General features: G+C 42.8%; 13 protein-coding genes. 2 read left to right on the plus strand and 11 right to left on the minus strand.

Going from position 1 to position 14619, the window contains the following annotated elements:
- Window positions 1-113 precede the first annotated feature (113 nt).
- The gene (lexA, locus tag H7992_RS16775; RefSeq protein WP_067211062.1) at window positions 114-734 is read left to right on the plus strand and encodes a transcriptional repressor LexA; all 621 of its coding nucleotides are present in this window, start codon (window positions 114-116) and stop codon (window positions 732-734) included.
- A 329-nt stretch (window positions 735-1063) separates the two neighbouring features.
- Here lexA and H7992_RS16780 read toward each other — a convergent pair whose 3' ends face one another.
- Complete coding sequence (locus H7992_RS16780) at window positions 1064-2326, minus strand: methionine gamma-lyase family protein (RefSeq protein WP_187045353.1); 1263 nt, start codon at window positions 2324-2326, stop codon at window positions 1064-1066.
- 145 nt (window positions 2327-2471) lie between these two features.
- Between H7992_RS16780 and H7992_RS16785 the strand changes: the two genes are divergently transcribed.
- Entirely contained in the window at window positions 2472-3071 is a 600-nt protein-coding gene (locus H7992_RS16785; protein WP_067211066.1) for a trimeric intracellular cation channel family protein, read from the plus strand.
- Window positions 3072-3237: 166 nt separating this feature from the next.
- On the opposite strand, the gene hfq is transcribed toward H7992_RS16785, so the two are convergent.
- From hfq to H7992_RS16835, 10 genes are all read right to left on the minus strand, one after another.
- Window positions 3238-3465, minus strand: a complete 228-nt coding sequence (gene hfq, locus H7992_RS16790) for an RNA chaperone Hfq (RefSeq protein ID WP_067211068.1) — start codon at window positions 3463-3465, stop codon at window positions 3238-3240.
- Window positions 3466-3510: 45 nt separating this feature from the next.
- A complete protein-coding gene (miaA, locus tag H7992_RS16795) occupies window positions 3511-4458 on the minus strand; it encodes a tRNA (adenosine(37)-N6)-dimethylallyltransferase MiaA (protein WP_187045354.1) in 948 nt (315 codons plus the stop codon).
- Complete coding sequence (locus H7992_RS16800) at window positions 4442-5368, minus strand: alpha/beta fold hydrolase (RefSeq protein ID WP_187045355.1); 927 nt, start codon at window positions 5366-5368, stop codon at window positions 4442-4444. The genes miaA and H7992_RS16800 overlap by 17 nt, the downstream gene beginning before the upstream one ends.
- A 235-nt stretch (window positions 5369-5603) precedes the next feature.
- Window positions 5604-7427 (minus strand): DNA mismatch repair endonuclease MutL, encoded by a 1824-nt coding sequence (mutL, locus tag H7992_RS16805; protein ID WP_187047937.1) that lies wholly within the window; start codon window positions 7425-7427, stop codon window positions 5604-5606.
- A 5-nt stretch (window positions 7428-7432) separates the two neighbouring features.
- Window positions 7433-10000, minus strand: a complete 2568-nt coding sequence (gene mutS / locus H7992_RS16810) for a DNA mismatch repair protein MutS (RefSeq protein WP_187045356.1) — start codon at window positions 9998-10000, stop codon at window positions 7433-7435.
- Window positions 10001-10365: 365 nt separating this feature from the next.
- Window positions 10366-10932 carry an outer spore coat protein CotE gene (gene cotE / locus H7992_RS16815; protein ID WP_231885693.1) on the minus strand — a complete coding sequence of 189 codons (567 nt, stop codon included), beginning with the start codon at window positions 10930-10932 and terminating at the stop codon, window positions 10366-10368.
- 123 nt (window positions 10933-11055) lie between these two features.
- Window positions 11056-11487 carry a YlbF/YmcA family competence regulator gene (locus tag H7992_RS16820; RefSeq protein ID WP_067211076.1) on the minus strand — a complete coding sequence of 144 codons (432 nt, stop codon included), beginning with the start codon at window positions 11485-11487 and terminating at the stop codon, window positions 11056-11058.
- The gene (miaB, locus tag H7992_RS16825; RefSeq protein WP_187045357.1) at window positions 11487-13028 is read right to left on the minus strand and encodes a tRNA (N6-isopentenyl adenosine(37)-C2)-methylthiotransferase MiaB; all 1542 of its coding nucleotides are present in this window, start codon (window positions 13026-13028) and stop codon (window positions 11487-11489) included. The genes H7992_RS16820 and miaB overlap by 1 nt, the downstream gene beginning before the upstream one ends.
- 410 nt (window positions 13029-13438) lie before the next feature.
- Window positions 13439-13711 carry a stage V sporulation protein S gene (locus tag H7992_RS16830; protein ID WP_067211081.1) on the minus strand — a complete coding sequence of 91 codons (273 nt, stop codon included), beginning with the start codon at window positions 13709-13711 and terminating at the stop codon, window positions 13439-13441.
- A gap of 86 nt (window positions 13712-13797) precedes the next feature.
- A complete protein-coding gene (locus tag H7992_RS16835; RefSeq protein WP_067214009.1) occupies window positions 13798-14595 on the minus strand; it encodes a TIGR00282 family metallophosphoesterase in 798 nt (265 codons plus the stop codon).
- Between the last annotated feature and the right edge of the window lie 24 nt (window positions 14596-14619).

Consider the following 14619-nt stretch of genomic DNA (forward strand, 5'->3'; position numbering starts at 1 on the left):
TTGCCATTTATACAAGAGACTGATATAATGAATCTATCGAAAAGACTAGATTGTCGGGAATTTATTTTACGACTTTCGGAAATTAGCAGAATATAAGGTGAGAGGTGAATAGGATGCAAAAAATTTCAAAAAGGCAGGAAGATATTTTGTCTTTCATTAAATCTGAAGTGAAGAAAAAAGGTTATCCACCATCCGTGAGAGAAATTGGCGAGGCTGTCGGTTTGGCATCAAGTTCGACTGTTCACGGGCATTTAGCGCGATTGGAAAGCAAAGGTTTCATTAGAAGAGACCCGACAAAACCGAGAGCAATTGAAGTACTCGATCCAGAAGGCTTAGAAACGTTGAAACCCGGCGTTCTTCACGTACCTCTTGTCGGTAAAGTTACGGCTGGTCTTCCAATTACAGCTATTGAAAATATCGAAGAGTACTTCCCACTACCTGAATCTTTTGGTACATCGGAAGACAATCTGTTCATGCTTGAAATAGTTGGTAACAGTATGATTGAGGCCGGAATTTTGAATGGCGACTATGTTGTCGTTAAACAACAACAGACAGCAAATAACGGCGAGATTGTCGTGGCAATGACCGAATACGATGAAGCTACAGTGAAACGTTTCTTTAAAGAAAAAGATTATTTCCGTCTGCAACCTGAGAATGCTTCAATGGATCCAATCATCCTTGATAACGTATCAATTCTAGGTAAGGTAGTTGGCGTTTATCGTATGATTCATTAATTCCAAATATGAAAAAAGGCTGTTTCCTTCGATTGAAGGAAACAGCCCTTTTTATTTGTAGCGTTGACGTGACAGTTCGGCGTTGCCATTACAGTTTTCCGCCTTGCCCTCACAGTTTCACTGATTGGCATTACAGTTCGGCGTTGCCATTACAGTTTTCCGCTTTGCCCTCACAGTTTCACTGATTGCCATGACAGTTCGGCGTTGCCATTACAGTTTTCCGCTTTGCCCTCACAGTTTCACTGATTGCCATGACAGTTCGGCGTTGCCATTACAGTTTTCCGCTTTGCCCTCACAGTTTCGCTGATTGCCGTGACAGTTCGTTACATTTAATTCCCGATTAAGTTTTCCTTAACTAGTTTACCGATTGAGGACAACACAGCTACTTTTACATGCTCGTACGTCAAGCCACCTTGGACATACGCCGTATAGGGCGGTCTGATGGGGCCGTCTGCCGTCAGTTCGATGCTGGAGCCTTGGATGAATGTCCCTGCCGCCATGATGACATCGTCGGTGTAGCCGGGCATATACGACGGCTCAGGGGCGTAGTGCGCATTGATAGGCGAGTTTTCTTGAATTGACCGACAGAACGCAATCATTTGATCGGCATTTTCAAAGGATACCGACTGAATTAGATCGGTTCTTTTTTCTGTGTAATGCGGCGATGTGTTGAGTCCGAAACTTTCTAGAAGTGCTGCGGTGAAAAGCGCTCCTTTTACGGCTTGACTGACAACATGTGGCGCTAGGAAAAATCCTTGGTACATTTCCCGCAGCGTATCCAGCGATGCCCCGGCTTCTGCCCCTAGACCTGGTGAAGTCATCCGGTATGCACACTTTTCAACGAGGTCTGCACGCCCAGCGATATAACCACCCGTTCTTGCGAGACCTCCACCTGGATTTTTGATCAGTGAACCTGCCATTAAGTCAACACCGACTTGAATCGGCTCGTGTTCCTCGACAAATTCGCCATAACAGTTGTCGACAAACACAACGAGGTCAGGATTGATGGCCTTCACTTTACGAACCATTTCACCAATTTCATCCACCATGAAAGATGGACGGTCTGAATAGCCTTTTGACCGCTGGATACCAATCATTTTCGTCTTACTGTGAATGTTTTTAGCGACTTCTTCAAAATCGACTGTACCATCTTCATTCAAATCGATATGTTTATAGGTGATGCCATAATCACGCAGTGAACCCGTGTCTTTCCCTTTTCCAGAAACAATGGAGTCCAATGTATCATAAGGTTTCCCTGTAATATAAAGGAGCTCATCACCTGGTCGCAGGATTCCGAAAAGACTGATTGAAATAGCATGTGTTCCAGATATAATTTGATTGCGTACTAGGCAATCTTCTGCTCCAAAAACGTCAGCGTATACTTGTTCCAATACATCTCGGCCCGCGTCATCATAGCCGTAACCTGTTGAACCAGTCAGGTGAAAATCGCTCACCGTATTTTTACGGAACGCAGCGAGTACTTTCCGTTGATTGTAAAAGGCAGTTTTTTCGATACCTTTGAAAAATGGTGCAAGTTTCTCTTCGATCGCTTCCGCATTCTCAAATAAAAGGTCGTCTTGTTTTGTAAACATAATTGGTATTCCTCATTTCATTAAATAGTCACTTCATTATCTTATCAGTCTGTCCGTAGAGGTCAACGTTTACAAGGTTTTCGTCATTGATTATTAATTGTTATCTGTTAGAATTCTTAAGGGTATATTGAATGGAGGAAATGAAGTGGCTTGGGATGTTTTTAGTTTTATCGGTACGGCAGCATTCGCTATCTCGGGCGCAATTGTTGCGATGGAAGAGGAATATGATATTTTTGGCGTTTATATATTGGGTATGGTCACTGCTTTTGGCGGTGGTGCAGTTCGTAATGTTTTAATAGGTGTGCCTGTCTCTGTATTATGGGATCAGCAATTCTTATTTTTTGTAGCAAGTATTTTGATAACCATTATTTTCTTTTTTTCTAGGTATCTTCTTTCACATTGGAATAGATGGGGTAATTACTTTGATGCAATCGGATTGGCTGCATTCGCCATTCAAGGCGCCATGCTTGCCATATCACTGAACATGTCAATTTATGCAGTTATGGTTGCAGCAGTTCTAACGGGAGCAGGTGGTGGTGTCATCCGTGACTTGCTCGCAGGAAGGAAGCCACTCGTCTTCAAACGGGACATCTACGCAGTGTGGGCTGCACTCGCCGGTCTTATAGTCGGCCTCGGGCTATTTAAGAGTGATCTGGCACTTTATGCGTTACTTGTGATGACAGCCGGTCTACGTATTTTCTCGCTTGTTTTCCAATGGAAATTGCCAAATGGAAAAATTCATTAAAACCAAAAGCGGAACGGGGATTTTACTCCCTGTTCCGCTTTTGGTTACGTCTAGACTTCAGCGCCTAGAGGCTCGGTCATAAGTCGGTCCAACTATGCGGCAAAGAACGCCGCTTCGTCGGCACGTCTTATGTCTGCCGCCTCTGAACAGGCGCTTCCGCTTTTGGTTATTCCGTTTCGTCTTTTAAAATTACCGGTTTCGTTGGGACATATGTGGAGATCGCATGTTTATAAATTAGTTGTTGCTTGCCGTCCGACTCAAGCAAGACGGTATAATTGTCATACGATTTAATAAGTCCTTTCAATTGAAATCCATTCAGTAAGAATACCGTTACAAATGTATTATTCTTTCGTAACGAGTTTAAAAACGTTTCTTGCATGTTAACCTGTTTCATACGCCGAATCCTCCAGTTGTCATAGCTATATTTCTAGTGCTCCACTTACTTTATTCGACCCGGATTATCGAAACCCTTCAAGATTGCCAAAATTCTATTTACAATTTCAGTAGTTCCCAATTCTGCATCGACCCAGCTGATGGCCAGTTTGTTGCGGAAATAGGTCATTTGCCGTTTTGCGTAGTTACGCGTATTTTTTTTAATTAATTCAACAGCGTCGTCTAGTAACAACTTCTCTTCGATATATTGATGAAGTTCTTTATAGCCAATCGCTTGTACAGATTGTACGCCACGAATTTCTTCATCCCATAATCGATTAGCCTCCTCTAGAAGACCTTTCTCCATCATTATGTCGACACGGAGACCAATCCGTTCATAGAGCACATCCCGGTCCATTTCAAGACCAACAATGAGATGGTCATAAAGAGATGCGTGTCCTGCGTCGTCTTCATGATCTTCCTTTGTTTTACCTGTAACTTCAATGATTTCAAGCGCTCGAACAAGCCGGCGATGATTATTCGGGTGAATTTTTTCAGCACTCACCGGGTCAAGCTCAACCAGTTTTTCATACAGATATGCGGCCCCTTTTTCAGCAAGTTCGTGCTCCAAGCGTTTCCTTACTTCTAGATCCGCCGCTTCTTCTGTAAAACGGAAATCGAACAGTACGGATTGAATGTATAATCCGGTACCCCCTACGATGATTGGAGTTTTTCCACGGCCCTGTATATCTTTTATCCACTTTCGTACATCCGTTTGGTACTCTGCAACAGAAAAAGGTTCATTCGGTTCTTTTACATCGAATAAATGATGCGGGATGCCATTCATCTCTTCTTCTGTGATTTTGGCTGTCCCGATATCAAGCCCTTTGTATACTTGCATCGCATCACCATTAATGACTTCCCCGCCAATTATTTTGGCAAGTTCAATACTTAACGACGTCTTTCCAGATGCTGTTGGTCCGACGATTGCGATTACTTCAGGATATTTGCTCATTTTTTTCAATCCAGTCATAAACGGTTTTGAATACGTGTTGACGGTTCTTTTCATGGAGCATTTCATGCCTGCCACCTTCGAACAAAAGTACCGTAACATCTTCTAGGCCCGCCTTATTGTATTGCTTTGCTACACTCCAAACCCCTTTTCCACTGTCACCTACCGGATCTTCACTCCCTGAAAAAAGGATAATAGGAAGTTTTTTAGGGATTTTATTTATTTCATCTATGTCATGGATTTCTCCAAGTCCTTTGAATAAATCCGCAAAAAAACGTGTGGTTGGGACTACTCCACAAGCGGGGTCAATCAAATATTTCTCAACAGCTTCAGTATCGGTAGAAAGCCAGTCAAATGGCGTTTTCGGTTGATGAACCGACTTATTGAAACCACCAAAAACGAGTTTGTTTAGGAAATTATCTGGCTGATCAAAACCGTTTTTCTTGCCGTGCAGATAAGCAACTGCCTGCCCTGCGAAGCGGCTTGCACCAGGGTCTCCGCCTGTCCCTGAAAGTATTGCCAGATCAACTTCACTGCCATGGAGTTGGACATATCTCCGTGCGACGAACGATCCCATACTATGACCGAACAGAACGAAACGCGGGGATGGATACTGCTCCCGAAGTTTCGAAATGACTTCGAAAGCATCCTGAACAACATGGTCAAATCCGTCCTCATCGGCAAAATGCCCTTTTATTCCGTTCATTTTAGCCGTCTTGCCATGTCCCCGGTGGTCGTGACCAGATACGATATATCCTTTCTCCACGAGATAGTATGCAAATTCTACATATCTGCCAATATGTTCGGACATGCCGTGAAGAAGATGGATATGTCCAATCGGATTACCTTCTGGTTTCATCACGATGGCATGAATTAAAAAACCATCTGACATTTCAAGTGTCGCTTCTCTCATTGGAATGCACCGTCCTTCGCTTTTGTCTCGATCAATATGAACATTTTGATAGGGAATATCGCGTTCCAGTCACGTTTCCGCAACATTTAGTACTGCAAATTACCTCTGTAGACCGGTTAGAGGTCTCTGACGCTAAGTTTCGAATCCTTGGGCTAGCGACTCAAACAATCCACGTGTACATGCATTCAGCACGATTACACAGGTAGTACGAATATATACTTCCTCAATCTGCTTTCTACATCACTCGTTTGAACATTTTTTCCAGTTCATACGTCGTGAAATGGATAAGCACTGGCCTGCCATGTGGACAAGTAAATGGATTGTCGACTGCAGATAGATCATTCAACAGCCTTTCCATATCTGCTAGTGTCAAATGGTGATTTGCTTTGATGGAGCGTTTACAACTCATCATAATGGCTGCTTCTTCACGCAATTTACCGATATCAATTTTTCGTGTAGTCAACACTTGCTCAATAATATCTTCGATGATAACCGTCTCTTCTCCTGTTGGAAACCAAGATGGATATTCTTTTACCGCATAGGAAGAAGGTCCAAACTCCTCTAGGAAGATACCGACTTCCTGCAACATACTCATGTTTTCCTCAATTTTCGTTTTCTCGTCTGCTGAGTAATGGAACATAAGAGGAATTAGTAACATTTGACGTTCTTCATTATCCGTCTCACTCAATTTATCCCTAAAAAACTCATACTTTATTCGTTCTTGGGCTGCATGCTGGTCAATCATGAAAAAACCGTCTTCATTTTGCGCAACAATATAGGTACCATGAACCTGTCCAACTGGCGCTAGAGCCGGGAATTTTTTATCTACTTCTTGTTGTTCAACTTCTTCTAGGGCAATCTGCGGTTCATTGACCATCCAAGGCGTTTGTTCAACGGGATCATTTTCAGGAAGATCATAAGACTCGTACGCTGGTTTTTCTAGTGGTTTCATTGACGGTGCTGACGGTGCTGCCACTGTTGTTGGCCTTTCTGTTCGGAATTGATTCCACATATTTACTTGTTCAGATTGATTTTTCTTGGCAGGTTCTTTTTTTATAGCGTCAGGAACGATTGTGTTTTTCCGAATAGCCTTCTGAATAGATTCTTTAATGAGCGCCAGTAACTCACCCTCTTTACTCATGCGGATATGTTGTTTGGAAGGATGCACATTGACGTCTGTCAAATAGGGATCCCCTTCAACGTTGATAACCGAGATTGGAGAGCGTCCTATCGGCAAATACGTATGGAATGCATCTAGAATTGCATGATTGATCGCATTGCTCTTCACCCATCTGCCATTGACGATTAACGTCATATAGTTTCTTGACGCACGTGTCATTTCGGGCAATGTTACATGACCTGAAACTTTGTAATCCGCATTCTCGCCCGCGAAGCTTACCATTTTACGGGCGACAGCTATACCGTAGATATCTGAAAGTACACGGCGTTGATCTCCGCTTCCTGCTGTCTGCAATAGTACTTGACTGTAATGCGAGAGTTTAAACGCAATTGTAGGATGGCTTAGTGCAAGTCGATTGACGAGATCGATTGTATGGCCCAGTTCTGTTTGAATTGTTTTCATATATTTTAGGCGTGCAGGCGTATTGAAAAACAATTGAGAAACAGTAATGTCCGTTCCTTTGCGGAATGCCGCATTATCATGTTTGACAAGTCGACCTCCGTCAATTTGGACTTCTGTGCCTTCTGTTTCTCCGTCAGAAGTCCACATAATTATCTTGGACACGGATGCAATACTCGCAAGTGCTTCTCCCCGGAACCCAAGCGTTCGAATTCGGAATAAATCATGGTCATTTGATATCTTACTTGTTGCATGCCGCTCAAACGCTTGAACAGCATCTTTTTTAGACATGCCATTGCCGTTATCTGTTACACGAATTGTCAGTAGACCGGCTTCCTCAAGTCCAATTTCAATCACAGTACTTTCTGCATCAATCGCATTTTCAACGAGCTCTTTCACGATGGAAGCAGGACGTTCGACGACTTCGCCCGCAGCGATTTTATTGGACAGCGTATCGTCCATCACTTTGATGATGTCTATCGGTCTCACCCTTTCTTAGGTCTGAGCTTTTCTTTCAATTCATGGATGTATTGCAGTGCCTGGAACGGTGTCATATTAAGTAGATCAGCATCGTTCAGATTAGTCAGCACATCTTGCTCTTCTGCCGACAAGGTAACCTGCTCATCGTGTTGAATATCAAAAAAGTTCAATTGCGTTGGTTCATCTTCATGAACCGTTCGTTTTTCCACATTTTCAAATGTAGTGAGTAATGTTTTTGCTCGGTTGAGAAGCGATTCGGGTAGACCTGCAAGATCCGCAACGTAAATTCCGTAACTTTTATCAGCCGGCCCCGCCATCACTTTATGGAGAAAGACGACTTTTCCATCCTGTTCCATTGCAGCGACATGAACATTTTCAAGTCGAGATAGTTCATTATCTAAATTGGTCAGCTCATGATAATGGGTAGAAAACAGTGTATTCGCTCCAATTTCATTGTGAATATGTTCCATCATCGCCTGCGCTAATGCCATACCATCATATGTTGAAGTACCGCGTCCGATTTCATCAAAAAGGAGAAGACTTTGTGCAGTTGCATTTGCGATTGCGAATTGAGATTCCATCATTTCCATCATAAACGTACTTTGTCCTGAAGCTAGGTCATCCGCTGCACCAATTCTTGTGAATATTTGATCGGTAACAGGAAGTGACGCCTGATCGCAAGGTACGTAGCAGCCAATCTGCGCCATCACGACAATGAGCGCTACTTGCCGCATGTATGTACTTTTACCGGACATATTTGGTCCCGTGATAAGCAACATATTCGCTTCATCAGTCAATTTGCAGTTATTAGGAACATAAAGAGAATGGTCAATCATCTTTTCAACGACCGGATGACGCCCGTTCTTGATTTCCAATGCTTTTCCAACGTGAAATACTGGTTTTACGTAGTTACGCTTTTCCGAAACCGCTGCGAATGAAAGAAGGACATCCAGTTCGCTTAAGACACTTGCAAGATGCTGAATATGCCTAATATGTGTTTTCATGGAATCCCGAACCTTACTGAATAACTGATACTCTAGCTCTAGTCCTCCCGCTTCCGCATTGAGGATAAGATCTTCCTTCTCTTTTAGCTCAGGAGTTATGTAACGTTCAGCATTCGCAAGCGTCTGCTTTCTTTCATATCGTTCCAAATCGGCAAGGTGGATATTGGATTTCGTAATCTCTATATAATAGCCGAATATTCTGTTGTATCCTATTTTTAACGATTTAATGCCTGTCCGCTCGCGTTCCTCGCGTTCAAGTTCTGCAAGCCACGCCTTACCATTTTTTGAAGCATCACGGTATTGGTCAAGTTTTTCATCGTAGCCATCCTTGATGATGCCGCCTTCTTTAACGGATAGTGGCGGATTTTCAGCAATTGATAGTTCAAGAATGTGTAGCGCTTCTTCGCAACCGTCAATTCGTTCGGAAAACTGATTTAGTAAGGGTCTTTCTGATTCATGAAGTGCTTTTTTGATGTTTGGGACACGACGGAGTGAGTTACGAAGTTGTGCAAGATCCCTTCCACTCGCACTTCCCATTGAAATTCGCCCAGCGAGTCTCTCTAAATCGTATACTTCTTTTAGGCTTGTCTTCAATTCATCCCGCAGAAAAAACTCTTCAATTAGTTCAGTTACTGCATCCAGTCGATTTTCAATGGCTCTTTTCTCAGCTAATGGCTGATGAATCCACATTTTTAATTTACGGGCGCCCATCGCTGTAACAGTCTCGTCAAGCAACCAGTAAAGCGTGCCATCCTTGCTACCATTGCGAATTGATTGGATGAGTTCCAGATTACGCATTGAATTGGCATCAATGGATAGTTTCGTTTGTTTCTGGATAAATTCGAATGGACGTATATGATCGAGTGCCGTTTTCTGTGTGCGCCTAACATAAGATACAAGCATGCTACATGCTTCCTTGACCTCGTTCGGAATTGCACCAAAAAGATTCTCCATTTCGAACTGTTCCTCGCCATACTCGATGGACAATACAATACTGCGTTTCGCCATGCTATCACTGAGAGCGAGATGCAGTCCTTCATCGACAACGACTTCTTTCATACCCAGTGCCTCAATTTCGGCAATCAGCGTCCGCTCGTCGCCTTCCACAGACTCCACTTTACCTTCACCAGTTGCTAGGTCAAGATAAGCGAGTGCATACTTATTGCCATCAATAATGTCAGCCGATCCGATGAAATGATTCGTGTTCGCATCAATTGTTTTTCCTTCGGTCATCGTACCAGGAGTAATAATTTTAACGACTTCCCTTTTGACGATGCCTTTTGCTTCTTTTGGATCTTCCGTCTGCTCACAAATAGCCACTTTATGCCCTTTTCGTACGAGCGTTTCTATATAACCTGCAGCCGCATGATAGGGTACACCGCACATCGGAATCCGATCTCGACTCCCAGAATCCCGACTGGTTAATGTAATTTCAAGAATTTGAGATGCTTCTTCCGCATCCGTGAAAAACAGTTCATAGAAATCGCCTAATCTAAAAAACAGAAAGGCATCTTTATGTTCCGATTTCACTTTTAAATATTGTTGGATCATTGGTGTGTGTGTTGTCATTTTTTAACCTCGCTACAAATTCTATTTTTTATTATTATAACAAACTTGGGCAACGAAGAGCCCAAGTTCTGCGTGATTTTTACGGTCTTCAAAAATCTAAGCAAATACCGGACAACGAAGAGTCCGGTATTTGTGTAATTGCAACTTCGTTAATTCAAATTGCAACATTTCGATTCTAACTGCAACTCCACCGTTCTAATTGCAACTTTTCGATTCTAACCGCAACTTCACCGCTCTAATGGCAACTTTGCAATTCTAATCTCAACTACACATTTATCATTATAAACTTCGGCTATGAATGGTGCGTACCTGCACACCCGCGAAATCCATCAAAAAGAAAAAAAGCCGGTAGTGTTTGCCGGCTCTCAAAATGACGATGATTCTCTACCTTGTTTCTGACTATGCCCTTGGTCACTGCCCCGCACTTGCGCTTGCTCATGTCCTGGACTGTGGTCATGATCATGTGATGATGATTCATCACGGAATGACCATTCCTCTTCAAAACTTTGTGGATGTACCGTAATACAGACTTTTGTTTCGCCAACAACTTCTGCCATCAATTCTCGTTCGATCGTAATACAGAACTTCTCACCACATTCCGAAATAACCGCTTCTGTACAGTTCGGATGCTGGATAACATCAACGATGACTTCTTCATGCCCAGATGTCGGTTCGTCTCGATAATGCAAACGAATCCGGTCCTTGTAAGGAATTGACTCTGTAAACACAGATGTCTTTGAATGTTCTTGATGGGAATACCAAACATTGACGTCGAACTTACCGGTAACTTCGATGAATTTACCGACCTTTTTCGCCTGATGTGTATGGTTGATGACCCAACATCCGAGTATACTCGTCGGACTATTTGGCGGCTTCAGTGTCACAGTCGTCTCAGTCCGCTTCTTCCCCTTGGCAATAACCGTCTTCGTCACGATCTGACGTAAATTTTTCAGTTCGATTCCTCCTCCATTCGCTTCAATCCATCTTATGCAACAGAAGCCCAGAGAGTGAGAAAAATCGGCAGGAAATATTTTCCCACCGATTGGTATACTTACTTATAGTTTTTCATATGTCGTATTTTTTATATAAGAACCCGTTTCTCCACGTCTTACATCGCCATCTGTCGCTTTGATGATTTCATCTGTGACAGTGTTTGCGATTGTGTTCGATACAAGTTGAAGTAAATCATTCACTTCGCCTTGTGATTGTTTAAATTCCTGAACAATAGGAACTTCGTCAATATCACCTTGGATTTTTTCGATTTTACCTTCAATGATACCCAACGCTCTTTCTTTTCCGTACTGTTGGAAATTGACTGCCTGCTTTTGCAATGATTTTAGACTTGCAATGTTTTCACGGATTTTTTGATTTTCATTAATTTGCTCTTCTGCCCGCTTGAAAAACTCCACTTGTTCTGTGTTCGCAATCATTACTGCGATCTCGCGTGCTTTTGCGATAATTTCATCTTTCGAATATAACTTTTCCATTATGACATCACCTTTTCCTTTTCTACTACGCCGATAAACTCACCGTCGAGTGACCATGTTTTGGCCTCTATTATTTTCACATTAACTATTTTACCAATTACAGATTGGGGTGCTTTGAAATTGACGAGTTTGCTCTTCTCCGTATATCCAGCGAGAACTTCCGGATTACGCTTACTTTCGCCTTCAACAAGTACCTCAACGATTTTACCTTTGTAAGGTTTCATCGCTTCTGCGGATAATTCATTGACGACTTTATTTAATCGCTGTAAACGCTCTTTTTTCACGTCCATCGGAATATTGTCAGCCATTTTTGCAGCCGGCGTGCCATCCCGTGGCGAATAAATGTACGTGTAAGCAATATCGAAACCAACTTCCCTGTACAAGGATACTGTCTCTTCGAATTGCTCGTCCGTTTCATTCGGGAATCCAACGATAATATCCGTCGTTAATGTAACGTTCGGTATCGCTTTCTTAATTTTCCCCACGAGCTCAAGATAATGTTCACGTGAATATTTTCGCGCCATAATTTTCAAAATGTCGCTGGAACCCGATTGAACGGGAAGGTGAATATGATCAACTAGATTGCCGCCCTTCGCCAGCACTTCGATTAGATGGTCATCGAAATCACGGGGATGGCTAGTTGTGAAACGGATTCTCGGTATGTCGATTTTGCTTAAATCATCCATTAAATCGCCAAAACGATAACTCGTCTCGTCAAAATCTTTTCCGTACGCGTTAACGTTCTGACCAAGCAACGTAATTTCCTTATAGCCCTCTGCCGCTAACTGCCGTACTTCCTGGATAATATCTTGCGGACGTCTGCTTCGTTCCTTGCCCCTCGTGTATGGCACGATGCAATACGTACAAAACTTGTCGCAGCCATACATAATGTTTACCCAAGCCTTAATGTTTCCGTGACGGACTTTTGGAAGGTTCTCAATAATATCACCTTCTTTTGACCACACTTCTATGACCATTTCTTTTGATAAATAGGCCTCATTTAAAATATGGGGTAACCTGTGGATGTTATGTGTTCCGAAAATCATATCAACCTGATCATACTTTTTAAGAATTTTATTAACAACTGATTCTTCTTGCGACATACAACCACATACGCCGATTAAGACGTCAGGATTTCTTCTTTTCAACGATTGTAAATGACCTAGCTCCCCAAACACTTTGTTTTCGGCATTTTCACGAATGGCACATGTATTGAGCAACACGACATTCGCATCCTCAACGGTGTCTGTCGGTTCATATCCAAGGCCTATTAAAATACCAGCAATCACTTCTGTGTCATGTTCATTCATTTGGCAACCATATGTCCGTATATAAAACTTCCGATTCGCCCCCATCTCACGGAAACGCTCGTCAATTTCAAAGTTATCGTAGTAAGCGATTTCTTCTTTGCCACGTTTTTTAGCGTCTTTCAAAGAAGGCGGTGTGTAGGCAGTCTGAAAATAGTGGCTATAGTCCTTGTCAGCAGTTTTTGCTAGTTTCGGCTTCACTAGTCCTTCATTCAATCGCTGTTCCTCGTTCATTTAACTTGTCCCCTTTCATACAAAGCCTTGGGAATTTTAACGTATGATTACATTATACTTAATTGTTGACCACCTGTACAAGAAGTCAAAGCTTTGTCGGTTGTTTGTCACAGTTATGAAAAGCGGAAGGCGCCGTTTTAGACGCGACAGGCATAAGACGGAACGGCGAAGCGGCGTTCTTTGCCGCATAGCTGGGCTGGCTTTCAAGGAACCCAGCCTAAGTGCGCCGCGTCCTGCGGCAACAGCTGCGTGACTCACATCCTGTTAGCCTCCGAGCGTCTTGCGCCTGAAGCCTAGACACCATTCAAAGCTAAAAACTTAGTCTTATCTTCAAAAAAGAACTTTCTCTCGTGATACAACTAAAAGACCACAGGAAATTAACTTATCCTGTGGTCCTGACTCTTTCTAATTTACATATTACGCTGTCGTTTTTCAACAAGTAATTTCAATGCCGTACGTCCTTCACCGTTAATCTCGATATCAGTGAAAGCGGGTGCACAGATGAGATCTCCGCCACTTGGAGCGACGAATCCACGTGCAATTGCAATTGCCTTTATTGCCTGATTTAAGGCACCAGCACCTACTGCCTGCATTTCTGCGTATCCCTGGTCCCGGATAACTGCAACGAGTGCTCCTGCAACAGAATTCGGATTCGAGCGAGATGATACTTTCAATGGGTTCAACATGATTCCTCCTTATTTTTCGGTGTCTATGGATCGGAAATCTCCATAAACCATCCTATGATTCGGAGGTGATGTTTAGACGCATGTCAGCCTTTGAATGTACGGTCAGCATTGATGGCAACACGTTCAACTCTGATAGCTTTTCCTGTTTCATCATCTAATACTGCAAAGAGTCCGTTCAATTGGGTACGTCCTGATTTAGGAACTTCAAAACGAACTGGTAAATTCGTACGGAAACGATAGATGACGTCTTCTTTTTTCATACCCAGGATTTCATCGTAAGGGCCCGTCATGCCGGCGTCAGTTAAATAGGCTGTTCCACCTGGCAGAATGCGGTCATCCGCTGTTTGGACATGCGTGTGCGTTCCTACAACAACAGATGCCTTCCCATCAAGATGCCAACCCATTGCGATTTTTTCACTTGTCGCTTCGGCGTGGAAATCAACGAAGACAAGCGGAGAAATCTCTCTTGCTTCCGCTACCAATTCCTCTGCCTTTTCAAACGGATCGCCGTGCGGAGGTAAAAATGTCCGGCCATGCAAATTGATGATAGATAATGTCACACCATTACGTGAAATTGTCGTCATCCCTTTACCAGGTGCTTCATCTGAAAAGTTCGCAGGACGGATAAGGTAATCTGTATCATCGATAAAATCGTAAATCTCTTTTTGGTCCCATGTATGATTACCCATTGTTACAACATCTACTCCAGCACGGAGCAGGTCATCGAATATCGCTTTTGTGATTCCTCTCCCGGCTGCTGCATTTTCCCCGTTCGCAATAATAACATCAGGGTTATACTTCCTTTTGAGTCGTGGTAAATAGTCAAATACCATATCTCGTCCTAGCGATCCTACAATATCACCTATAAATAATACTCTCATAAAATAATCTCTCCCAATAGAAAA

Source organism: Sporosarcina sp. resist (assembly GCF_014302295.1).
Lineage (GTDB): Bacteria > Bacillota > Bacilli > Bacillales_A > Planococcaceae > Sporosarcina > Sporosarcina psychrophila.